Source organism: Rathayibacter sp. PhB186 (genome assembly GCF_003751825.1).
Classification (GTDB): Bacteria; Actinomycetota; Actinomycetes; order Actinomycetales; family Microbacteriaceae; genus Rathayibacter; species Rathayibacter festucae.
In genome coordinates, this window is record NZ_RJKO01000002.1 from 242,239 (window position 1) to 264,293 (window position 22,055).

The window sequence follows — 22,055 nt, forward strand, 5'->3', positions numbered from 1 at the left end:
GCGCTCAGGCCGGGCTGCGGCGCAGCAGCTGGATGAACATCGCGTCCGTCCCGTGCCGGTGCGGCCAGAGCTGCGCGTGCAGTGCGCCCTCGGCGAGCGGCAGCGGCTCGCGGGTGATGCCGTCGAGGACCGCGGGGGTGTCGACGAGGTCGAAGCCGCCCGGGTGGCGCTCCGCGGCGAGGGCGAGGACGCGCTTGGTCTCGCCGAGGTGCGGCGAGCAGGTGACGTAGGCGAGCAGACCGCCGGGCGCGAGAGCGGCGAGGGCGGAGTCGAGCAGCTCGCCCTGCAGCGTCGCGAGCGGGGCGAGGTCGTCGGCGGTCTTGCGCCACCGCGCCTCGGGTCGGCGGCGGAGGGCTCCGAGTCCGGTGCACGGCGCGTCGAGGAGGATGCGGTCGAAGGCGCCCGGCTGCTCGTCGCCGAGCGTGCGGCCGTCGCCGGTGCGCACTTCGACGGTCGGATCGACGGCGGCGAGGGCCTGGCGGACCAGCCCGGCCCGCGCGGGGACGACCTCGTTGGCCAGCAGCGTCGCGCCGCCCGCGCGCGCCTCGGCGGCCAGGAGCGCCGCCTTGCCGCCGGGCCCGGCGCAGAGGTCGAGCCAGCGCTCGCCCTCGCGGACGGGCTCGGCGCGGGAGAGCGCGAGGGCGGCCAGCTGGGACCCCTCGTCCTGGACCCGGACCCGGCCCTCGTGCACGGGCGCGATCGCCTCGGGGTCGCCTCCGGTGCTGACGAGGCCGACCGGCGAGTAGCGGTCCGGCGCGGCGTCGGGCAGCTCGGCGGCCTCCGCGAGACCGGGCAGGGCGACGAGGTTCACCCGCGGCGCGGCGTTGTCGGCGGCGAGCAGCGCCTCGAGCTCGTCGGCGGAGCCCTCGGCGGCGAGGGCGCGGCGCAGGGCTTTGACGATCCAGACCGGGTGCGAGGTCGCCGCGGCGATCCGGTCGTCGCCCGAGGTCGCCGCGGACGCGACGCGCTCCTGCCACTCCTCGGCGCTCGAGCGGGTCACCGAGCGCAGCACGGCGTTCGCGAAGGCGACGGCACCGCGGGAGGAGCCGCCCGCGACCAGCGCGACGCTCTCGTTGACGGCGGCGTGCGCAGCGACCCGCGTGCCGAGCAGCTGGTGCACGCCGAGGCGGAGCGCGTCGAGCACCGGAGCGTCGATGGTCTCGACGGCGCGGCCGGCGGCGAGGGCGATCACCCGGTCGTAGTAGCCGGACAGGCGGAGGGTGCCGTAGCAGAGCTCGGTCGCGAGCGCCGCGTCGGCCGGCGAGAGCTCCGCGGCTCGGATCCGCGCGGGCAGGACGAGGTTGGCGTAGGCGTCGCCGCCGCTGACCGCGAGCAGGACGTCGTAGGCGACCTGCCGGGCCGGCGCCACCCGGGTGCGGCCGCTCACGCGAGCACCGTGCTCTCGCGCAGGCCCCGCGCCCAGGCGGCTCCGGGCATCGGGGTCTTGCCGGCGGGCTGCACCGAGACGAGCTCGACGAGACCGTCGCCGGTGCCGACGAGGGCGCGGCCCGCCTCCAGGAGCACGGAGCCGGGGGCGGGGGCGACCGCGCCCGTCGCCTCGGCCGCGCGGACGGCCAGGACCTTCAGCCGCGCGTCGCCGACCGCCGTCGAGGCGCCCGGCTCGGGGGTGACTCCGCGGACGAGCGCGAGGATCCGCGCGGTCGGCAGGGACCAGTCGATCCGCCCGTCGGTCACGTCGAGCTTGGGCGCGAGCGTGACCTCGCCTGACTGCGGCACGGCCACCGCGGTGCCGGCGGCGAGAGAGTCCACGACCTCCACCGTCAGCCCGGCCCCGCGCTCCGCGAGGAGCTCGAGCAGCTCGCCGGCCGTGTGCGCGCCGACCTCCTGCTCGATCTCGGCGAAGACGTCGCCCGCGTCGAGCTCGGCGACCAGCTGGAAGACCGCGGCGCCGATCCGCTCCTCCCCCGCCATCAGCGCGCGCTGGACGGGCGCCGCCCCGCGCCAGCGCGGCAGCAGCGAGAAGTGCAGGTTGATCCAGCCGAGGCGCGGCACCGCCAGCAGCCGCGCGCGGACCAGGCCGCCGTAGGCCACGATCACGCCGAGGTCCGGCTCGAGGGCCGCGATCCGGTCGGTCACCTCCTCGTCGAGGCGGTTCGCCTTGAGCACCTGCAGGCCGAGCTCCTCGGCGACCGCGGCGACCGGCGAGGGCGTGAGCACGCGCTTCCGGCCGACGGGCGCGTCGGCCCGGGTGACCACCGCGACGATGTCATGCTCGGAGGCGGCGAGGGCGCGCAGGGTGGGGACGGCGGCGGCCGGCGTGCCGGCGAAGACGAGGCGCACGAGGAGCTCCTGAGCGTGGGGGTCGAGCGGAGAACGGGTCCGGGAGGGACGGGTCTAGAGGATGTCGGGGTCGTCCAGCCGGACGCGCAGCTTCGGCGCCGGCCGGAAGCGGCCCGGCATGGTGGGCGGACGGCGGCGGCGGGTCGCGTTGCGGATCACGGCGGACCGGAGACGGGCGGCGACCTCCGCCCCGCGAGCGTAGTCGAAGCGCACGATCGCCCGGACGGAGCCGTCCTCGAGCCCGACCGGGCCGAGCACCTCGTGCCGGTCCGCCTCGTCGAGCGCGTCGAGCGCCTCCGTCACCGCGTGCGCGTCGCCGCTGACGGTCGCGAGCCGGACGGCCGGCGGGAAGCGCAGCTCGCGCCGCTCGATCAGCTCGGCGCGGAGGTACTCGTCCTGGCGCCAGGTCGCGAGGGCCGTCGCGAGGCGCCCGGCGACGCCGACCAGCAGCACGGGAGCGCCGGGGCGGGCCAGTGCGGCCGCGTTGGACCAGGTGCGCAGGGCGTCGTCGGCGACGCGCAGGCTCTCCCGCGCGAGCATCCGCTCGCCGTCGAGCAGCAGCACGGCGTGGTAGCCGCCGTCGGCGCGGGGCTCGCCGCCGCGGGTGGCGACGACGAGCGCGGGCGTCCCGGGCACGGTGAGGATCGGATGGGCGCCGTCCGCGACGACGACCTTGACGCCCGGGAACGCGCGGCCGAGCTCCTCCGCCGTGCGGCCGGCGCCGAGGCTCACCAGGCGCAGCGCCGTCGCCTCGCAGACCGAGCAGTGCCAGTCGGCGGCGATCAGGCCGCACCAGCCGCAGCTCGGCCGCGCGCCGGCGGAGTGCACGGCGAGCGGACCCTGGCAGCGGTTGCAGCGCGCCACGGTGCGGCAGCGCGCGCAGGCGACCACCGGCGCGTAACCGGGACGGGCGACCTGGACGAGCACGGGACCCGAGTCGAGGGCGATCCGCGCCTGCCGCCAGGCGGTCGACGGGATGCGCGCGGCCTGGTCGTGCTCGTCGGCGGCCGTCTGCTGCGCGGTCGGCACGACGTGCGGGCGCCGCGAGGGCCGCGGCTGCACCGGCGCGGCGAAGCCCAGGCCGACCAGCCGCTCCACCTCGACCGTGCGGGTGTTGCCGAGCAGCACCAGTCCGGCGCCGCTCTGCTCCTGCCGCACCAGCGCGACGTCGCGGGCGTGCGCGTAGGGGGCGAGCGGCTCGGCGAAGAGCGAATCGCCGTCGTCCCAGAGCGCGATCAGGCCGAGCGCCGACGAGGGCGCGTAGAGCACGGAGCGGTTGCCGACGATGACCCGCGGCCCAGGAGTGAGGCAGCGCAGGAACGCGGCGTAGCGGCCCGCGCCCTTCTGCCGGGCGTCGAGGCGGACGACCGCGTCCTCGGGGACGTGCTCGGCGAGGGCCTGCTCGAGCTGCTCCTGGTCGCGGTAGTCCGGCACCGCCAGGATCGCGTCGCGGCCGGCGTCGAGCGCGGTGCGGGCGAGCTCGGCGAGCGTCACCGCCCAGCCGCCGACCCAGGCTCCGGAGGCGAGCTGCACCGGCGCGGGCACGGCGTTCACCGCGAGGCGCCCGCCGTCGAGGAGGCCGTCGAACGTCTCCACGGGGTAGCCGGTCACCGCGCCGGGCCCGGAGCCGTCCGCGACCGGCTCGGCCGGGGTGGAGTCCGCGTCCGCCTCAAACGAGGTGGCGGTCGCGTCCGCCTCGGCGAGGGCCGCGAGGTGCGCCCGCTCGACCCGCACGTGGCGCCGCGGCACGGCGAGGCGCAGCACGTCGCTCGCTCCCCCGGCGGCGCGGTCGGCGACCCGCCGGGCGAGCGCCCAGACCTCCGGGGTCAGCACGACGAGCGGCGAGACGAGCTCCTCGAGCTCGCTCAGCGCGCCCGCGTGCTCGGAGCCCTCGCCGACCTCGACGACGAACGCGTCCGCGATCCGCCCGCCGGTGCGCAGCGGGACGCGGACCCGGACACCCGGCCGCACGCCGTCGCGGAGCGCCTCGGGGACGGCGTAGTCGAGCAGCCGGTCGAGCTGCGGGAGCGGCGAGTCGAGGAGCACGCGCGCGACGCGCACCTCGGGACCGGTCACCGCCTCCCCCGCCGCGTCGGCGCCTACGAGAGACCCGCGGCGGAGCGGAGGTCGTCGACGCGGTCGAGGCGCTCCCAGGTGAAGTCGGGCAGCTCGCGGCCGAAGTGCCCGTAGACCGAGGTCTGCGAGTAGATCGGGCGGAGCAGGTCGAGCGCGTGGATGATCGCGGCGGGACGCAGGTCGAAGACCGAGCGGATCGCCTCGGTGATCTGCTCGTCGGGCAGCGTGCCCGTGCCGAAGGTCTCGACGTAGAGGCCGACCGGGGCGGCCTTGCCGATCGCGTAGGCGACCTGCACCTCCATCCGGCGGGCGAGCCCTGCGGCGACCGCGTTCTTCGCGACCCAGCGCATGGCGTAGGCGGCCGAGCGGTCGACCTTCGACGGGTCCTTTCCCGAGAAGGCGCCGCCGCCGTGGCGCGCGGCTCCGCCGTAGGTGTCGACGATGATCTTGCGGCCGGTGAGCCCGGCGTCGCCCTGCGGGCCGCCGATCTCGAAGCGGCCGGAGGGGTTGATCAGCAGGCGCACGCCGGAGGAGTCGAGGTCGACGCGCTCGAGCACGGGGCGGATCACGTGCTCCTCGATGTCCGCGTGGATCGTGGCGGTGCTGACGTGCTCGGCGTGCTGGGTGGAGAGCACGACCGTGTCGATCGTCGCCGGCGTCGTGCCGTCGTAGCCGATGGTGACCTGCGTCTTGCCGTCGGGCCGGAGGTAGTCCAGCTCGCCGGTCTTGCGGACTTCGGCGAGGCGCTCCGCCAGGCGGTGCGAGAGCCAGCTCGGCAGCGGCATGTACTCGGGGGTCTCGTCGGTGGCGAAGCCGAACATCAGGCCCTGGTCCCCCGCGCCCTGGCGGTCGAACGCGTCGTCGTCGGCGGCGTCGCCGCGCACCTCGAGGGCGGTGTCGACGCCCGCGGCGATCTCGGGCGACTGCTGCCCGATCGAGACGGAGACGCCGCACGAGCGGCCGTCGAAGCCCTTGAGCGAGGAGTCGTAGCCGATCTCGACGATGGTGTCGCGGACGATCGCGGGGATCTCGACGTAGCCGGAGGTCGAGACCTCGCCGGCGACGTGCACGAGCCCCGTGGTGACGAGCGTCTCGACGGCGACCCGGCTGCGCGGGTCCTCGCGGAGGAGCGCATCGAGGATGCGGTCCGAGATCTGATCGCAGATCTTGTCCGGGTGACCCTCGGTCACGGACTCGGAAGTGAACAGGCGGAGGGGGCCGGAGGTCATGTCGAGCGTCTCATTCCGTAGGGCGCGGCAGCCGGAGCTGTCTCGATCCGGTGCAGTCCCGCACCGGGCTCGCCCTCTCACCGGGGGCGGACCGGGCCAGGGTGACGCCCTAGCGCGCGACCACGTCGAGGACGCGATCGGCGACCGACGCCTTGCTGCCGGAAGCCTCGATCACTATATCTCCGGCCGGATCGAGGACCACCACGGTGTTGCTGTCGCTCTGGAAGCCCTCGGCCCAGCCGACCCTGTTGAGGACGAGCAGGTCGCAGCCCTTGCGGGCGATCTTGGCGCGGCCGAGGGCGAGCATGGCGTCCCGGTCGGGCTCGGTCTCGGCGGCGAAGCCGACGATCAGCTGCCCGTCGGTCTTCGCGGCGGAGATCTCGGCGAGGACGTCCGGGTTCTTCACGAGCTCGAGGACGAGGCGGTCGCCCTGCTGCTCCTTCTTGATCTTGGCCTCGGAGACGTCGGCCGGCCGGTAGTCGGCGACGGCCGCGGACATGATCACGATGTCGGCGTCGCGGGCGGCGGCGAGTGCGGCCTCGCGCAGCTCGAGGGCGGTCCCGACGGGGACCACCGTGACGCCCTGCGGCGCCTCGATGTCGAGGTTCGCGGCGAGGAGGGTGACCCTCGCTCCGCGCGCGGCCGCGGCGACCGCGAGCGCGACGCCCTGCCGGCCGCTGGAGCGGTTCCCGACGAAGCGGACCGGGTCGAGCGGCTCGCGGGTGCCGCCGGCGGTGACGAGGACCCGCAGGCCCTCGAGGTCGCGCCGGGCGGCGGTGGCGCGGGCGTGGACGGCGAGGGCCTCGGCGACGATCGTCGCGGGCTCCTCCATCCGGCCCGGGCCCGAGTCGGCGCCGGTGAGCTGGCCGACGGCCGGGCCGACGAGGTGGACGCCGCGGGAGCGGAGCGTCGCGACGTTCGCGACCGTGGCCGCGTTCGCCCACATCTCGGTGTGCATCGCCGGAGCGACCACGACCGGAGCGGTGCTGGCGAGCACCGTGTTGCCGAGCAGGTCGTCGGCGAGGCCGGTGGCCAGCTTGGCCAGGGTGTGCGCCGTCGCCGGGGCGATCACGATGAGGTCGGCCGCCTGGCCGATCGCCACGTGCCGCACCTCGGCGACCCCCTCGTAGAGCTCGGTGTGCACCGCGTTCCGCGAGATGGCCTCGAGCGTCGGCTTGCCGACGAAGCGCAACGCCGCCTCGGTGGCCACGACGTGGACGTCGTGGCCCTCGAGGACCAGCGCGCGGACGACTCCGACCGCCTTGTAGGCGGCGATGCCGCCGGTGATCCCGACGACGACGTTCAGCCGTGCGGCCCGTCTCGATGACCGCATGTCGCGGAGCGCCCCCGGTCGGGACTACTCGTCGAGGGGCTCGGCGACCGGACGGGCGACGAGCTTGTCCTCGTTGATCTCGTGCAGCGCGACGGAGAGCGGCTTGTCGTCGATGGTCGAGTCGACCAGCGGGCCGACGTTGTCGAACAGGCTGCCCTCGTGCAGGTCGGCGTAGTAGTCGTTGATCTGGCGCGCGCGCTTGGAGGCGAAGATGACGAGCGCGTACTTCGAGTCGACCTTCGAGAGCAGCTCGTCGATGGGCGGGTCGATGATGCCGAGGTTGTTGGCCATGGTGTCTCCTAGCGTGGCGCGAAGCGCCGATCTGCGGCTCCGGAGCGGCACGGCGCGCGATCACCGGGGAGGGCGATCGGGGCAAGGCCCGGAGGTGGTCGGTGGTCTCGGTCTCAGCGGCCCGGATCGGCGGGCGTGCTGTCGGAGCGAGGCGACATCAATTCTACGACCTCGCGGGCCGCTTCGGGCACGGTGCTGTTCACGACGCAGAAATCGAACTCGTCCTGCGCGGCCAGCTCGACCTTCGCGGTGGTGAGCCGGCGCTCCTGCTCCTCGGGGCTCTCGGTGCCGCGGCCGACCAGGCGGCGCACCAGCTCCTCCCAGCTCGGAGGCAGCAGGAAGACGAGCCGGGCGTCGCCCATCCGCTCGCGGACCTGCCGCGCGCCCTGGATGTCGATCTCGAGCATGACCTGGCGACCGGCGGCGAGGGCCGCGTCGATCGGGCCGCGGGGCGTGCCGTAGCGGTACGCGTTGTGCACCGTCGCGTACTCGAGGAACTCCCCCGCCTCGACCATGCGGTCGAACTCGGCGTCGTCGACGAAGTAGTAGCTGACGCCCTCGATCTCGCCGGGGCGCGGGGCACGGGTGGTGGCCGAGACGGACAGCAGGACGTCGGGGTAGTTCTCGCGGATGTAGCCGGAGACGGTGCCCTTGCCGACCGCGGTCGGACCGGCCAGCACGACGAGCCGGTTGCGCTCGCCGCGGCGCTGACGCGACTCGCGCTCCTCCAGGAACGCGCCGAGGCCCTCGACCTGGCGGCGGCCGAGGCCGCCCAGGCGCTTGGACGGCGCGATGCCGAGCTGCTCCATCACCCGGGGCGTCTTCACCACGCCGAGGGCGGGGACGGCGCGCAGCAGCTCGCTGACGCGCATCCGCCCCTCGACGCCGGTCGGGTCCTCCTGCGCGGCGGCGAGCACGGCGGTGGCGGGCCGGTCGCCCGCGGCGACGCCCTTCTTCACCTGGGCGCGGGCGCGGCGGGCGGCGATCGCGGCCTCCGAGGCGGCGCGGCGGTCGACGGCGGGCGGTGCGGGGCGGCGCGCGCCGGACGGCGCCTCGGCGGCGGGGTCGATCGGGCTGACGGCTTCAGCGGACAAGGGTCTCCTGGAGGTGTGCGGCTCGGCGGTCGATCTCGGCGGCGATCCCGTCGGGTCCGGCGCCGAGGACACTGCGCGATTCGCTCACGATCGTCGAGGCGGCCAGCGCTCCGAACAGCCGCGACGCGTCCGCGGTGTCGGCGCCCTGGTGGCCGAAGCCGGGCGCCAGCACCGGCAGTGCGGGGCGGAGCGGAGTGCCCGTGCCGATGCCGTAGTCGCCGAGCGCGACCGTGGCCCCGAGCACGACGCCGACCGAGCCGATCGACGAGCGCGCGTGTCCCGCGTTCCAGGATGCCACGTCGGCCAGCACCGCGTGCGCCACGGTCGAGCCGGCGGCCGACCCGTCCTGCAGCAGCGCCCGCTGCACCGGCCGCGCCTCCGCGTTGGAGGTCGCGGCGAGGACGAAGACGCCCTTGCCCGACTCCTCGGCCAGGGCGAGCATGCCCTCGAGCGAGCCGACGCCCTGGTAGGCGGCGGCCGTCATCGCGTCGGCCTCGAGCGGCGAGCCCGGCCGGAGCCAGGCCTCGGCGTAGGCCGTGACGCTCGTGCCGATGTCGCCGCGCTTCGCGTCCGCGATGACCAGCAGGCCCGCGGCGCGCGCGTCGGCGAGGACGCGCTCGAGCGCACCGTAGCCCGCCGAGCCGTGCCGTTCGAAGAACGCGACCTGCGGCTTGACCAGGCCGACCCGGCCGGCCGAGGCCTCGACGACCCGCCGGCCGAAGGACTCCAGGCCCGCCGCGCTGTCGTCCAGGCCCCAGGCGTCGAGCAGGAACGCGTGCGGATCGATCCCGACGCAGAGCTGCCCGAACGCGTCGAACGCGGCCTCGAGCCGGGCGCCGAAGGACTCGGCGCCCGGCTGCGCGACGGCGTCCGTCACGCCGTGCGCTCCGCCCGGCGGATCGCGTAGTCCTGCAGGCTCGTCACCTCGAACGGCTCGGCGGCGGCGTCGAGCGAGGCGACGGCCGCGGCGAGCTGGGCGATGGTGGTGAACAGCGGCTTGTCCGCGGCGACCGCGGCGGCGCGGATCTCGTAGCCGTCGGCGCGGGAGGCCCCGCCGCTCGGCGTGTTGATCACCACGTCGACCTGGTCGCGGTTGACCAGCTCCACGATCGAGGGCGCGTCGTCGACGGCCTCCTCGCTGTACTTGCGCACCACGCGGGCCTGGATGCCGTTGCGGTTGAGCACCTCGGCGGTGCCCTCGGTCGCGAGGATCTCGAAGCCGAGCTGGCGCAGGCGCAGCGCAGGCAGCACGATCGAGCGCTTGTCGCGATCGGCGACCGAGATGAACACGGTGCCGCTCGCGGGCATGCCGCCGTACGCCGCCTCCTGGCTCTTCGCGAACGCCCGGGGGAAGTCGCGGTCGATGCCCATGACCTCGCCGGTCGAGCGCATCTCGGGGCCGAGCAGCGAGTCGACGATCTGACCGTCCTTGGTGCGGAAGCGCTTGAACGGCAGCACCGCCTCCTTCACCGCGATCGGCGAGTCCATCGGCACGTCGGAGCCGTCGCGCTCGGGCAGCAGACCCTCGGCCTTCAGCTCGGCGATCGTCTCGCCGACCATCAGCCGCGAGGCGGCCTTCGCGAGCGGGATGCCGAGCGCCTTCGAGACGAACGGCACGGTGCGCGAGGCGCGCGGGTTCGCCTCGAGGACGTAGAGCACGCCCTGGCCGATCGCGAACTGCACGTTGAGCAGGCCGCGGACGCCGACGCCCTCGGCGATGGCCAGGGTCGCCTCGCGGACCTTGTCGATCTGCTGGCGGCCGAGGGTGACCGGCGGCAGGGTGCAGGCCGAGTCGCCGGAGTGGATGCCGGCCTCCTCGATGTGCTCCATCACGCCGCCGATGTAGAGCTGCTCGCCGTCGTAGAGCGCGTCGACGTCGATCTCGATCGCGTCGTCGAGGAAGCGGTCGACCAGCAGCGGGTGCGTCGCGTCGATGATCCCCTCGTCGGCCATCCGGGCGAAGTAGTCCTCGAGCTGCGGGGAGCCGTAGACGATCTCCATGCCGCGGCCGCCGAGGACGAACGACGGGCGGACGAGGACGGGGTAGCCGATCTCGACCGCGACCTCGAGGGCGCCCTCGAGGTCGGTCGCCGTGCCGTTGCGCGGGGCGAGCAGGCCGGCCTCGTCGAGGATCCTGGAGAACGCGCCGCGCTCCTCCGCGAGGTCGATGTTGGCGGGGGTGGTGCCGAGGATCGGCACGCCCTCGGCCTCGAGGCCGGCGGCGAGGCCGAGCGCGGTCTGGCCGCCCAGCTGCACGACGACACCGACGAGCTCGCCGGACTGCGACTCCGCGTGGATGACCTCGAGCACGTCCTCGAGCGTCAGCGGCTCGAAGTAGAGGCGGTCGGAGGTGTCGTAGTCGGTCGAGACCGTCTCGGGGTTGCAGTTGATCATGATCGTCTCGAACCCGGCGGCCGAGAGCGCGAAGGACGCGTGCACGCAGGAGTAGTCGAACTCGACGCCCTGGCCGATGCGGTTCGGGCCGGAGCCGAGGATGACGACCTTCCGGCGGTCGGCCGCGACGACCTCGGTCTCCTCGTCGTAGGAGGAGTAGTGGTACGGCGTCAGCGCCGGGAACTCGCCGGCGCAGGTGTCGACCGTCTTGTAGACCGGGCGGACGTCGAGGTCGTAGCGGGTGCGGCGCACCTCGGCCTCGTCGAGCCCGCGCAGCTGCGCGATCTGCACGTCGGAGAAGCCGTGGTCCTTCGCCAGGCGCAGGACGCCGGCGTCGAGGCCGTCGTGCTCGCGCACCAGCTCGGCGATCTCGTTGATCAGCACGATCTGGTCGAGGAACCACGGGTCGATCTTGGTCGCCTCGAAGGCCTGCTCGACGCTCGAGCCCAGGCGCAGCGCCTGCTGCACCGTGACGATGCGGCCGTCGGTCGGCGTCTTCGCGATCTCGAGCAGCTCCTCGACCGAGCGCGACTGATCGCCCCAGTGGAAGGAGGAGCCGCGCTTCTCCAGCGAGCGGAGCGCCTTCTGCAGCGCCTGCGCGTAGTTGCGGCCGATCGCCATCGCCTCGCCGACCGACTTCATGGTGGTGGTGAGCGTCTTGTCGGCGGCGGGGAACTTCTCGAAGGCGAAGCGCGGCACCTTGACCACGACGTAGTCGAGGGTCGGCTCGAAGCTGGCCGGCGTCACCTTGGTGATGTCGTTCGGGATCTCGTCGAGGCGGTAGCCGATCGCGAGCTTCGCGGCGATCTTGGCGATCGGGAAGCCGGTCGCCTTCGAGGCCAGCGCCGAGGAGCGCGAGACGCGGGGGTTCATCTCGATCACGATGATCCGGCCGTCGGCGGGGTCGATCGCGAACTGGATGTTGCAGCCGCCGGTGTCCACGCCCACGTCGCGGATGATCCGGATGCCGATGTCGCGCAGCTTCTGGTACTCGCGGTCGGTCAGGGTCAGCGCCGGGGCGACCGTGATCGAGTCGCCGGTGTGCACGCCGACGGGGTCGACGTTCTCGATCGAGCAGACGACGACCGTGTTGTCGGCCGTGTCGCGCATCAGCTCGAGCTCGTACTCCTTCCAGCCGAGGATCGACTCCTCGAGGAGCACCTCGGTGGTCGGGCTCTGGTGCAGGCCGTCGCCGACCATCCGCACGAGTTCGTCGACCGAGTGCGCGAAGCCGGAGCCGAGACCGCCCATCGTGAAGGAGGGCCGGATGACCAGCGGGTAGCCGAGGTCCTCGGCGAAGCCGATCGCCTCCTCGACGGTGTGCGCGATGTACGACTTCGCGACGTCGGCACCCGCGTCCAGCACGAGCTGCTTGAAGATCTGGCGGTCCTCGCCGCGGTTGATCGCCTCGAAGCTCGCGCCGATCAGCTCGACGTCGTACTTCTCCAGGATCCCGAGGTCGTGCAGCTGGATCGCGGCGTTGAGCGCGGTCTGGCCGCCGAGGGTCGGCAGGATCGCGTCGGGGCGCTCCTTGGCGATGATCGCCTCGATCGCCTTCGGGGTGATCGGCTCGACGTAGGTCGCGTCGGCGAAGTCCGGGTCGGTCATGATTGTCGCCGGGTTGGAGTTGACGAGGATGACGCGGACGCCCTCCTCGCGCAGCACGCGGCAGGCCTGGGTGCCCGAGTAGTCGAACTCGACCGCCTGGCCGATGACGATCGGGCCGGAGCCGATGACGAGGACGCTTCTGATGTCTTCCCTGCGGGGCATTACTTCTGCTCTCCGGTGGTCGAGGCGGTGGTGGTGGTCGAGGTGGTGGAGTCTGCGGTGGCGGGCTCGGCGCCGCCCTGCTCGGCCGTGCGCTGCACGACCATGGCGCGGAAGCGGTCGAAGAGGTGGTTCGAGTCGTGCGGGCCGGCCGCCGCCTCCGGGTGGTACTGGACCGAGAACGCGGGGATGTCGAGGCAGCGCAGGCCCTCGACGACCGAGTCGTTGAGGCTGTAGTGGCTGACCTCGACACGGCCGAAGCCCTCGGGCGAGTCGAGCTCGCCGTCGATCGGCGCATCGACCGCGAAGCCGTGGTTCTGCGAGGTGATCTCCACCCGGCCGGTCAGCTTGTCGAGGACCGGCTGGTTGATCCCGCGGTGGCCGAACGGCAGCTTGTAGGTGCCGAAGCCGAGCGCGCGGCCGAGCAGCTGGTTGCCGAAGCAGATGCCGAAGAACGGCAGGTCGGCGCGGAGCGTGGTGCGCAGCAGGTCGACGTGGCGGTCGGAGGCCTCCGGGTCGCCGGGCCCGTTCGAGAAGAACAGCGCGGAGGGGTCGAGCGCGAGCACCTGCTCGGCGGTCGTCGACTCGGGCAGCACGTGCACGTCGAAGCCGCGCTCGGAGAGGTAGTTGACCGTCGAGGTCTTCACACCCAGGTCGATCACGGCGACCGAGCCGACGCGCTCGCCCTGCGCGGGCACGGTGTAGCGCTCCTCCGTGGAGACGGAGGAGGACAGGTTCAGGCCCGCCATCTGCGCGCCGCCGAGCACCAGCGCGAGCTGCTCCTCCTCGGGGAGGGCGAGGTCGTCGCCGGAGAAGACGCCGGAGCGCATCGAGCCGAGCGAGCGGATGTGCCGGGTGATCGCGCGGGTGTCGACCCCGGAGATGCCGACGATGCCGTCCTTCTCCAGGTCGTCGTCGAGCGAGCGCTGCGAGCGGAAGTTCGAGACCACACGGGAGGGGTCGCGGACGACGTAGCCGGCGACCCAGATGCGGCGCGACTCCTCGTCCTCGTCGTTCATCCCGGTGTTGCCGATGTGCGGGGCGGTCTGCACGACGATCTGACCCGCGTAGGACGGGTCGGTCAGCGTCTCCTGGTAGCCGGTCATGCCGGTCGCGAAGACGATCTCACCGAGCGTGCGGCCGCGTGCGCCGTAGGCCTGACCCGAGAATCGTCGCCCGTCCTCGAGGACGAGGACGGCGGTGGGTTCGGTGCTGAGGCGTGTGGTTGGCACGGACTAGGAGCCCTTCTGGATCGAGTCGGAGCCGCCGTCGGCGGTCCCGGGGTGGGAGGGGGAGGAATCGGGGCCGGCGAGCCGCTGGAGCTCGTCGACCAGTCGTCGTCGGAGCGCGGGATCGGCGACGCGGAGGTAGCTGTCCACGATCTCCTCGCCGCGCGGCGACCAGGAGAGCACGAGCAGCCCGCCCTCCTCGACGGCGCGGTCGATGGCGTAGGAGCCCTCGCCCGCGCCGCGGAGGAGCGCCGCGGGGATCACGGTCTCGCGCTCGCCGACCGGGGCGATCACCACGCCGCGCTCGTGCAGGCGGAGCGTAGCCCTGCCGCGGAAGCCGAGGCCCGGCAGCACCACGCGCTCGAGCGGCTGCTCGAAGCGGGTGGTCGCGACGTAGGGCAGCTCGACCGCCTCGCGCTCGGCGCCGAGCGACGCGGCGGGCACGGGCTCGGGGGCGAGCGCGGCCGAGCGGCGCCGGCGTGCGCGCCAGGACAGCGCCATGCCGATGAAGACGAGGGCGACGGCCGCGGCGATGACGATCGCGATGGCGGTCCTATCCACGGGCGCCCCACGCTGCCGCGGCGACGGTCGCCGCGTCGACGAGCTCGCCGTCGAGGACGGTCGGGACGCCGCGGTGCAGCGTCGCGACGACGCGGCCCGGCAGCTCCCGGCCGAGATAGGGCGAGTTGGCGCTGCGCCCGCGCAGGTCGCCGGTGGAGAAGCGGCGGCGGACCTCGGGATCGTAGAGGACGACGTTGGCCGCGGCGCCGACGGCGAGGCCGTGCTGGTAGCCGTCGAGCCGGCCGATCCGCGCGGGGGCGGAGGAGAGCACGCGGGCGACGTCGGACCAGCTCAGCCGGCCGTCCTCGACGACCGCGGCGTGCACGACGCTCAGGGCGCTCTCGAGGCCGACCATGCCGAAGGCGGCGGCGTCCCACTCGCAGTCCTTCGCCTCGACCGGGTGCGGGGCGTGGTCGGTGGCGACGATGTCGATGGTGCCGTCGGCGAGGGCCTCGCGGAGGGCGAGCACGTCCTCGTCGCGGCGCAGCGGCGGGTTGACCTTGTAGCGGGCGTCGTAGCCGGCCGCGCCGTCCTGGCCCGCGATCAGCTGCTCGGAGAGCAGCAGGTGGTGCGGGGTGACCTCGGCCGTCACGTCGATGCCGCGGGCCTTGGCCCAGCGGATCACGTCGACGGAGCCGGCGGTCGAGACGTGGCAGACGTGCAGCCGCGAGCCGACGTGCTCAGCCAGCAGCACGTCACGCGCGATGATCGCCTCCTCCGCCACGGCCGGCCAGCCCTGCAGCCCGAGGGCGCTGGAGACGGCGCCCTCGTTCATCTGCGCGCCGACGGTGAGCCGCGGCTCCTGCGCGTGCTGGGCGACGACGCCGTCGAAGGCCTTCACGTACTCGAGCGCGCGGCGCATCAGCAGCGCGTCCGAGACGCACTTGCCGTCGTCCGAGAACACGCGGACGGCGGCGCGGCTGCGGGCCATCGCGCCGAGCTCGGCGAGCGACTCCCCCGCGAGGCCGACGGTGACGGCGCCGATCGGGCGGACGGTCGCGTAGCCCGCGTCCTCGCCGAGGCTCTGCACCTGCTCTACGACGCCGGCCGTGTCCTGCACCGGCGAGGTGTTCGCCATCGCGAAGACCGCGGTGAAGCCGCCCGCCGCCGCGGCGCGCGTGCCGGTCAGCACGGTCTCGCTCTGCTCGAAGCCGGGCTCGCGGAGGTGGGTGTGCAGGTCGACGAGGCCCGGCAGCGCCAGGAGCCCGTCGGCGTCGATCACTCGCGCGCCGCTCGAGTCGACGTCGGTGCCGATCTCGACGATCGTCCCGCCGTCGATCAGGACGTCGGCCGTCGTCTCGTCGGCGAGCGTCGCTCCCGAGAGGAGGATCCTCGTACCGGTCATCACAGGACCTCCCTTTCACCGGACAGCAGCAGGTACAGCGCCGCCATCCGCACGGACACCCCGTTCGCGACCTGCTCGAGCACCGTGGAGCGGCTCGAATCGGCGGCGGCCGAGGAGATCTCGACGCCCCTGTTCATGGGTCCGGGGTGCATCACGATGGTATCCGGGCCGAGGCGGGCGAGCCGCTCGTCGTCCAGGCCCCAGATCCGCGCGTACTCGCGGCCGTTGGGGAAGAACCCGCTCGACATCCGCTCGAGCTGGATGCGCAGCAGCATCACCACGTCGGGCAGTCCGGAGTCGATCGCGTCGTCGAGGTCGAAGCGGATCGTCGCCGGCCAGTCGAGCGTGTCGACGGGGACGAGCGTGGGCGGGGCGACGAGGGTGACCTCCGCGCCGAGCGCGGTCAGCAGCCAGACGTTCGAGCGGGCGACCCGCGAGTGCAGGATGTCGCCGACGATCGTGACGGCGACGCCGTCGAGGCTCTTGCCGCGGGAGGCGGCGGCGCCGTGCAGCCGGCGGCGGATGGTGAAGGCGTCGAGCAGCGCCTGGGTGGGGTGCTCGTGGGTGCCGTCGCCGGCGTTGAGGATGGCGGCGTCGATCCAGCCGCTGGCCGCGAGCACCGCCGGCGCTCCGGAGGCGTGGTGGCGGATGACGACGCCGTCCGCGCCCATCGCCGCGAGGGTCTGCGCGGTGTCCTTGAGGCTCTCGCCCTTGGAGACGCTGGAGCCCTTGGCGCTGAAGTTGATGACGTCGGCCGAGAGCCGCTTCGCCGCGGCCTCGAACGAGATGCGGGTGCGGGTGGAGTCCTCGAAGAAGAGGTTGACCACGGTCTTCCCGCGCAGGGTCGGCAGCTTCTTGACCTCGCGGTTCTGCACGTCCGACATGTCCTCGGCGATGTCGAGGAGGCCGATCGCGGTGGCGCGGTCGAGGTCGCGAGTGGACAGCAGGTGCCTCATCGGGTGCCCCCGTCCGGTGCGGACTCGATCGCGACGAGGTCCTCGCCGTCGGTCTCGACCAGGCGGACGTTGATCCGCTCGCTGAGGCTGCTGGGCAGGTTCTTGCCGACGAAGTCCGCGCGGATCGGCAGCTCGCGGTGACCGCGGTCGACCAGGGCGGCGAGACGGACGGCGCGCGGGCGGCCGATGTCGCTGAGCGCGTCGAGGGCCGCGCGGATGGTGCGGCCGGAGAAGAGCACGTCGTCGACCAGGACGACGGTGCGGCCGTCGATGCTCGCCGGGACGGCGGTGCGCGCGGGCGTCCGCGTCGGGTGGTGGGCGAGATCGTCGCGGTACATCGTCACGTCGAGCGAGCCGGAGAACACCGGGTCGGCCCCGGGCTCGATCCTGGCGATCGTGTCGGCGATGCGCCGCGCGAGCGCGACTCCGCGGGTCGGGATCCCGAGGATCACCAGCGACTCCGCGCCGCGATTCGACTCGAGGATCTCGTGAGCGATGCGCGTGAGAGCGCGCGTGATGTCAGCGCTGCTGAGCACGATTCGTGCCGTCACACCGACCTCCTTCCCCGTCTCTCTGGACGGCCTTAAAGGAAATGCCTCCCCGAGTATAGGGGTCGGCCTGCCACGGACGCGGAGCGGCGCAGGCGCCGCACCCTCCCCCGATCATGCCGATCGAGCGGTGAGGCGAAGGACGCGGCGTTCATGCTGGTCGAGTAGCCCCGCAGGGGCGTATCGAGACCCACCGTCGCCAGGAGGGCGGATCCGCAGACTCACGCGCAGACGCTGGTGGATCTCGATACGCCCGCTCCGCGGGCTACTCGATCAGCATGCAAGGGGGCCGCCGTGGCGGCGACCTCCATGCTGGTCGAGTAGCGCCGCAGGCGCGTATCGAGACCCGCGGGCGTCAGGCCGTCGCGTGCGACTCGGCGACGGAGGCGAGCAGGCCGTTGATGAAGCCGGCCGAGTCGTCGGTGGACAGCACGGTCGCCGCCTCGACGGCCTCGGAGATCGCGACTCCGTCCGGGACTGCGTCGTTGTGCAGGATCTCCCACACGCCGATGCGGAGGATCGCGCGGTCGACCAGCGGCATGCGCGAGAGCGTCCAGCCCTTGGCGAGCTGCGCGATCAGCGCGTCGATCTCGTCGGCGTTGTCGATGACCCCGTCGACGATCTCGCGGGCGTACAGCCACGAGGCCTCACGCGCCGGCTCGTTCGCCGCGCGCTCCGCCTCGGAGCGCAGCGACTCCGAGAAGGAGATCTGCCGCACGTCGGCGTTGTAGATGATGTCGAGGGCGCGCTTGCGCGCCTTCGTCCGAGCGCTCACAGAAGGCCCGGCTCAGCTGACGCGGCCGAGGTAGTCGCCCGTGCGGGTGTCGACCTTGACCTTGGTGCCCTGCTCGAGGAAGAGCGGGACCTGGATCTGGTAGCCGGTCTCGACGGTCGCGGGCTTGGTGCCGCCGGTCGAGCGGTCGCCCTGCAGGCCGGGCTCGGTGTAGGTGATCTCGAGCACGACGGAGGCGGGGAGCTCCACATAGAGCGGGTCGCCGTCGTGCAGGGCGAGGGTGAGGTTCTGGTTCTCGAGCATGAAGTTCGCGGCGTCGCCGACGACGGCCTCGGGGACCGTGATCTGGTCGTAGTCCGAGGTGTCCATGAAGACGAAGTCCGCGCCGTCGCGGTAGAGGTACTGGAAGTCGCGACGGTCGACGTTGGCCGTGTCGATCTTGGCGCCGGCGTTGAAGGTCTTGTCGACGACCTTGCCCGTCAGCACGTTCTTCATCTTGGTGCGCACGAACGCGCCGCCCTTGCCCGGCTTCACGTGCTGGAAGTCGATGACGTTCCAGAGCTGACCGTCGATGCTGAGGACGGTGCCGTTCTTGATGTCGGTGGTAGAGGCCATGCGAAGGGGGATCCGTTTCGTGGAAGTCTGCTGATCGGCCGATCCGGCCAACCCATCGAGTGTAGTCGGTCCGGCCCGCGAGCGGCCGGGCGGCTCCCCCGGCCGGACGATGCGTCGTCGGAGCACCCGAAGCAGACTGGAGGGACGCCCACGACCGAGGAGGTCGCATGACCCTCAGCACCGCTCACTCCGGGATCGTCTCCGCGGCGGCCCGCTCGGACTTCTTCGCTCCGACAGTCCCGGACATGATCATCCCGCCGTGGTACTCCGCCGTCTTCGTGATCGTCATCGTCATCGTCGCCGTCTTCGTCCTGGTCATCGTCCTGATCGTGCGCAACGCCCGCCGCGCCAAGCAGCTCGGCGTCGACCCGACCACGATGCAGACGGACATGGCCGCCCGCTACCTCCGCCACGGCGTCGGCCCGGCGGGCTCCTCGCTCACCGATCGCCTGGCCGAGCTCGACCGGCTGCGCGCCGCCGGAACGATCAGCGCCGAGGAGCACGCGCGCGCCCGCGAGGCCGCGCTCACCGGCGACCGCGGGCCGGACGACCGGCGGGGCTGACCCCGCAAGAGAGCTGCTACGCGCCGATCTCCTGGTACGCCGCGAACAGCAGCGACGTCTCCGGCCCCTGCAGGATGCTCGGGCGCGCCAGGTCGTCGAGCACCACGAAGCGGAGCATGCCCGCGCGCGACTTCTTGTCGCGCTGCATCGCGGCGAGCAGCGTCTCCCAGCGGCCGAGCGGGTAGCTCGTCGGCAGCGTCAGCGACTCGAGGACGCTGCGCTGGCGATCCACAACGGCGTCGCTGAGCGAGCCGGTGAGCCGGGACAGCTCCGCCGCGAACATCATGCCGACCGAGACGGCCGCGCCGTGCCGCCACTGGTAGCGCTCCGCGTGCTCGACCGCGTGGCCGAGGGTGTGCCCGTAGTTCAGGATCTCGCGCAGGCCCTTCTCGGTGAAGTCCTCGCTCACCACGCGCGCCTTGATGCCGATCGACAGCTCGACCAGGCTGCGGAACTCCTCCGACGTCGGGTCGGTCGCGAGGTCCACGTCCGACTCGATGATGTCGAGGATGCGCGGCTCGGCGATCATGCCGTACTTCACGATCTCGCCGAAGCCGGCCAGGATCTCGTTGCGCGGCAGGCTCGTCAGCACGTCGAGGTCGGCGACGACGGCGCGGGGCGCATGGAAGGCGCCGACGAGGTTCTTGCCCTCGGCCGTGTTGATGCCGGTCTTGCCGCCGACGGCCGCGTCGACCATGCCGAGCACCGTGGTCGGCACCTGCACGAGGTCGACCCCGCGGAGCCAGGTCGCGGCGACGAAGCCGGCCAGGTCGGTGATCGCGCCGCCGCCGAAGCCGACGACCGCGTCGGTCCGGGTGAAGTCGGACTGCCCCATCACCTGCCAGCAGAAGGCGGCGACCTCGACGCGCTTGGCGGCCTCGGCATCGGGCACCTCGGCGAGCAGCACCTCGTAGCGGTCGAGCAGGCTCTCGCGAATCTCGGCGGCGAGGACCGCGAGGGTCGGCGGGTGCACGATCAGCACCTTGGCCGCTCGCGGGCCGATCGCGTCGGCGAGGCCGTCGAGGAGGCCGCGGCCGACCGTGATGTCGTAGCCGTTCTCTCCGGTGATGGTGAGGGCGGTGGCGCCGTCGTTCATGCTCTTCTTCCGGTCGGGCGGCCGGTGGGGGCCGCCGGTTCTGTGGTGCTGGTGGACTCGGTGGTGCCGGTGGACTCGGTGGTGCCGGCAGCGGGCTCGCCGACGGTCGCCTCGCGCTCGCGCACCCAGGCGGTCACCTCGGCGGCCAGGGTCGTGATCGGGCGGCGCGAGGAGTCGACGACGGTGTCGGCGAGCGACTCGTAGACCGCACGTCGCGACTCGAAGATGCGCGTCCAGTCCGCGACGCCGCCGCGCACCAGCGGGCGGCCGGAGCCGAGCCGGTCGCGCACGGCCTCGGCGGTCGTGGTCAGCAGCACGACGGGGACGCCGGCCAGGTCGGTACGCGTGCCCTCGTCGAGCACCGCTCCCCCGCCCAGGCTGAGCACGACGGCGCGCCGGACGGCCTGCTCGACGACGCGGCGCTCCTCCACGCGGAAGGAGGCCTCGCCGTGGAGGTCGAAGTAGGCGGCGATCGGTCCGTGCCGGCGCACGAACTCGGCGTCGGAGTCGACGAACTCGGCCGCGAGGGCCTTCGCGACCCGCTTGCCGATCGTCGTCTTGCCGGCCCCCATCGGGCCGATCAGGACGACGCGGGCGCGGGCCGCGCCGGTATCGTGACCCGCCATCAGCGGGCCCGCCCAGGTAGGTGCTCGGGCATCAGACGAGACCGAGCGCCGGATCGCTGGCGGCGAGGGTGCGCAGCTCCTCCGGGATCGCGTCGAGGTAGCCCTGCAGATTGCGGCGGGTCTCGGTGACGCTGTCGCCGCCGAACTTCTCCAGCACGGCGTTCGCGAGCACCAGCGCGACCATCGCCTCCGCGACGACGCCCGAGGCGGGCACCGCGCAGACGTCGGAGCGCTGGTGGTGCGCGCCCGCGGCCTCGCCGGTCGCGACGTCGACCGTGCGCAGCGCATGCGGGACGGTGGCGATCGGCTTCATGCCGGCGCGGACCCGCAGGACGGTGCCCGTGCTCATGCCGCCCTCGGTGCCGCCGGCGCGGTCGCTCGAGCGGCCGATGCCGCCCTCGGCGACGAAGAGCTCGTCGTGCGCCTCGGAGCCGCGGCGGGTGGTGGTCAGGAAGCCGTCGCCGACCTCGACGCCCTTGATCGCCTGGATGCCCATCAGCGCGGCGGCCAGCTGCGCGTCGAGCCGGCGGTCCCAGTGCACGTAGGAGCCGAGTCCCGGCGGGAGATCGTAGGCGAGGACCTCGACGACGCCGCCGAGGGTGTCGCCGTCCTCGTGCGCGCGGTCGACCTCGGCCACCATCAGGGCGCTGGTGGCGGCGTCGTGGCAGCGCAGCGGATCGGCGTCCAGCGCGTCGACGTCGGCGGGGGTCGGCAGGGCCGAGCCCTCCGGCACGCGGACCGGGCCGATGGCGAGGGTGTGGCTGACGAGGGTGATGCCGAGCTCGCCGAGGAAGCGGCGGGCGACGGCGCCGAGCGCGACGCGGGCGGCCGTCTCGCGGGCCGAGGCGCGCTCGAGGACGTTGCGCGACTCCTCGAAGCCGTACTTCTGCATGCCGACCAGGTCGGCGTGACCCGGGCGCGGGCGGGTGAGCGCGGCGCCGCGGCCCTTGGGCAGCGTCTCGGGATCGCGCGGCTCGGCCGCCATCACGTCGACCCAGCGCGCCCACTCGGTGTTGCCGATGCGCAGCGCGATCGGGCCGCCCGTCGTGCCGCCGTGGCGGATGCCGGACGAGACGTTCAGCTCGTCCTGCTCGAACTTCATCCGGGCGCCGCGACCGTAGCCGAGCTTGCGCCGCGCGAGATCGGCGCGGACGTCGTCGAGGGAGACGGGGACACCCGCCGGCAGTCCTTCGAGGACGGCGACGAGTTCGGGGCCGTGGGATTCCCCGGCCGTGAGCCAACGGAGCATCCTCCGATTCTCGCACACGCGCCCGACCGCGCTCGCGCCCGGCGGCCCG

Annotated in this window: 20 protein-coding genes; 1 reads left to right on the top strand and 19 read right to left on the bottom strand. The window is 73.4% G+C overall.

Annotated elements, in window-relative coordinates:
• Window positions 1-4 precede the first annotated feature (4 nt).
• The 16 genes from EDF45_RS08795 to efp form a co-directional block, all read right to left on the bottom strand.
• Window positions 5-1,387 (bottom strand): RsmB/NOP family class I SAM-dependent RNA methyltransferase, encoded by a 1,383-nt coding sequence (locus EDF45_RS08795; protein ID WP_260312069.1) that lies wholly within the window; start codon window positions 1,385-1,387, stop codon window positions 5-7.
• Window positions 1,384-2,301: a methionyl-tRNA formyltransferase gene (gene fmt, locus EDF45_RS08800; RefSeq protein ID WP_123735825.1), complete on the bottom strand. Its 918-nt coding sequence runs from the start codon at window positions 2,299-2,301 to the stop codon at window positions 1,384-1,386. The genes EDF45_RS08795 and fmt overlap by 4 nt, the downstream gene beginning before the upstream one ends.
• 54 nt (window positions 2,302-2,355) lie before the next feature.
• On the bottom strand, window positions 2,356-4,377 hold the full coding sequence (locus EDF45_RS08805) for a primosomal protein N' (protein ID WP_260312072.1): 2,022 nt from the start codon (window positions 4,375-4,377) through the stop codon (window positions 2,356-2,358).
• 23 nt (window positions 4,378-4,400) lie between these two features.
• Window positions 4,401-5,606: a methionine adenosyltransferase gene (metK, locus tag EDF45_RS08810; RefSeq protein WP_123735826.1), complete on the bottom strand. Its 1,206-nt coding sequence runs from the start codon at window positions 5,604-5,606 to the stop codon at window positions 4,401-4,403.
• Between the two features lie 109 nt (window positions 5,607-5,715).
• Window positions 5,716-6,912 carry a bifunctional phosphopantothenoylcysteine decarboxylase/phosphopantothenate--cysteine ligase CoaBC gene (gene coaBC / locus EDF45_RS08815; RefSeq protein WP_123736002.1) on the bottom strand — a complete coding sequence of 399 codons (1,197 nt, stop codon included), beginning with the start codon at window positions 6,910-6,912 and terminating at the stop codon, window positions 5,716-5,718.
• A gap of 51 nt (window positions 6,913-6,963) precedes the next feature.
• A complete protein-coding gene (gene rpoZ / locus EDF45_RS08820) occupies window positions 6,964-7,230 on the bottom strand; it encodes a DNA-directed RNA polymerase subunit omega (protein WP_123446225.1) in 267 nt (88 codons plus the stop codon).
• A gap of 113 nt (window positions 7,231-7,343) precedes the next feature.
• Window positions 7,344-8,300 carry a guanylate kinase gene (gmk, locus tag EDF45_RS08825; RefSeq protein ID WP_123736003.1) on the bottom strand — a complete coding sequence of 319 codons (957 nt, stop codon included), beginning with the start codon at window positions 8,298-8,300 and terminating at the stop codon, window positions 7,344-7,346.
• Window positions 8,301-8,313: 13 nt separating this feature from the next.
• A complete protein-coding gene (gene pyrF, locus EDF45_RS08830; protein WP_123735827.1) occupies window positions 8,314-9,201 on the bottom strand; it encodes an orotidine-5'-phosphate decarboxylase in 888 nt (295 codons plus the stop codon).
• On the bottom strand, window positions 9,198-12,488 hold the full coding sequence (gene carB, locus EDF45_RS08835; protein ID WP_123735828.1) for a carbamoyl-phosphate synthase large subunit: 3,291 nt from the start codon (window positions 12,486-12,488) through the stop codon (window positions 9,198-9,200). The genes pyrF and carB overlap by 4 nt, the downstream gene beginning before the upstream one ends.
• A complete protein-coding gene (gene carA, locus EDF45_RS08840; RefSeq protein ID WP_123735829.1) occupies window positions 12,488-13,717 on the bottom strand; it encodes a glutamine-hydrolyzing carbamoyl-phosphate synthase small subunit in 1,230 nt (409 codons plus the stop codon). The genes carB and carA overlap by 1 nt, the downstream gene beginning before the upstream one ends.
• A gap of 3 nt (window positions 13,718-13,720) precedes the next feature.
• Entirely contained in the window at window positions 13,721-14,275 is a 555-nt protein-coding gene (locus EDF45_RS08845; protein WP_123735830.1) for a hypothetical protein, read from the bottom strand.
• Window positions 14,268-15,620: a dihydroorotase gene (locus tag EDF45_RS08850; protein WP_123735831.1), complete on the bottom strand. Its 1,353-nt coding sequence runs from the start codon at window positions 15,618-15,620 to the stop codon at window positions 14,268-14,270. The genes EDF45_RS08845 and EDF45_RS08850 overlap by 8 nt, the downstream gene beginning before the upstream one ends.
• On the bottom strand, window positions 15,620-16,576 hold the full coding sequence (locus tag EDF45_RS08855) for an aspartate carbamoyltransferase catalytic subunit (RefSeq protein ID WP_123704396.1): 957 nt from the start codon (window positions 16,574-16,576) through the stop codon (window positions 15,620-15,622). Before EDF45_RS08855 ends, EDF45_RS08850 begins: the two co-directional genes overlap by 1 nt.
• The gene (gene pyrR / locus EDF45_RS08860; RefSeq protein ID WP_123446218.1) at window positions 16,573-17,127 is read right to left on the bottom strand and encodes a bifunctional pyr operon transcriptional regulator/uracil phosphoribosyltransferase PyrR; all 555 of its coding nucleotides are present in this window, start codon (window positions 17,125-17,127) and stop codon (window positions 16,573-16,575) included. The genes EDF45_RS08855 and pyrR overlap by 4 nt, the downstream gene beginning before the upstream one ends.
• 352 nt (window positions 17,128-17,479) lie before the next feature.
• Window positions 17,480-17,899: a transcription antitermination factor NusB gene (gene nusB, locus EDF45_RS08865; RefSeq protein ID WP_123735832.1), complete on the bottom strand. Its 420-nt coding sequence runs from the start codon at window positions 17,897-17,899 to the stop codon at window positions 17,480-17,482.
• A 12-nt stretch (window positions 17,900-17,911) separates the two neighbouring features.
• Window positions 17,912-18,472 carry an elongation factor P gene (gene efp / locus EDF45_RS08870; RefSeq protein ID WP_123446216.1) on the bottom strand — a complete coding sequence of 187 codons (561 nt, stop codon included), beginning with the start codon at window positions 18,470-18,472 and terminating at the stop codon, window positions 17,912-17,914.
• Between the two features lie 167 nt (window positions 18,473-18,639).
• Between efp and EDF45_RS08875 the strand changes: the two genes are divergently transcribed.
• Window positions 18,640-19,035, top strand: a complete 396-nt coding sequence (locus EDF45_RS08875) for an SHOCT domain-containing protein (RefSeq protein WP_123735833.1) — start codon at window positions 18,640-18,642, stop codon at window positions 19,033-19,035.
• Between the two features lie 16 nt (window positions 19,036-19,051).
• Here EDF45_RS08875 and aroB read toward each other — a convergent pair whose 3' ends face one another.
• The 3 genes from aroB to aroC are packed head-to-tail and all read right to left on the bottom strand — an operon-like array spanning window position 19,052 to window position 22,006.
• Complete coding sequence (gene aroB / locus EDF45_RS08880; RefSeq protein WP_123735834.1) at window positions 19,052-20,131, bottom strand: 3-dehydroquinate synthase; 1,080 nt, start codon at window positions 20,129-20,131, stop codon at window positions 19,052-19,054.
• Window positions 20,128-20,757, bottom strand: coding sequence for a shikimate kinase (locus EDF45_RS08885; protein WP_123735835.1), 630 nt, complete (start codon window positions 20,755-20,757; stop codon window positions 20,128-20,130). Before EDF45_RS08885 ends, aroB begins: the two co-directional genes overlap by 4 nt.
• 31 nt (window positions 20,758-20,788) lie before the next feature.
• A complete protein-coding gene (aroC, locus tag EDF45_RS08890; protein ID WP_123735836.1) occupies window positions 20,789-22,006 on the bottom strand; it encodes a chorismate synthase in 1,218 nt (405 codons plus the stop codon).
• Window positions 22,007-22,055 lie beyond the last annotated feature (49 nt).

Bases quoted from the DNA above. Each gene is read 5' to 3' on its own strand.
- metK (WP_123735826.1), bottom strand. From the start codon at position 5,606: ATGACCTCCGGCCCCCTCCGCCTGTTCACTTCCGAGTCCGTGACCGAG.
- rpoZ (WP_123446225.1), bottom strand. From the start codon at position 7,230: ATGGCCAACAACCTCGGCATCATCGACCCGCCCATCGACGAGCTGCTC.
- carB (WP_123735828.1), bottom strand. From the start codon at position 12,488: ATGCCCCGCAGGGAAGACATCAGAAGCGTCCTCGTCATCGGCTCCGGC.
- EDF45_RS08850 (WP_123735831.1), bottom strand. From the start codon at position 15,620: ATGACCGGTACGAGGATCCTCCTCTCGGGAGCGACGCTCGCCGACGAG.
- EDF45_RS08855 (WP_123704396.1), bottom strand. From the start codon at position 16,576: ATGAGGCACCTGCTGTCCACTCGCGACCTCGACCGCGCCACCGCGATC.
- efp (WP_123446216.1), bottom strand. From the start codon at position 18,472: ATGGCCTCTACCACCGACATCAAGAACGGCACCGTCCTCAGCATCGAC.
- EDF45_RS08875 (WP_123735833.1), top strand. From the start codon at position 18,640: ATGACCCTCAGCACCGCTCACTCCGGGATCGTCTCCGCGGCGGCCCGC.
- aroB (WP_123735834.1), bottom strand. From the start codon at position 20,131: ATGAACGACGGCGCCACCGCCCTCACCATCACCGGAGAGAACGGCTAC.
- EDF45_RS08885 (WP_123735835.1), bottom strand. From the start codon at position 20,757: ATGGCGGGTCACGATACCGGCGCGGCCCGCGCCCGCGTCGTCCTGATC.
- aroC (WP_123735836.1), bottom strand. From the start codon at position 22,006: ATGCTCCGTTGGCTCACGGCCGGGGAATCCCACGGCCCCGAACTCGTC.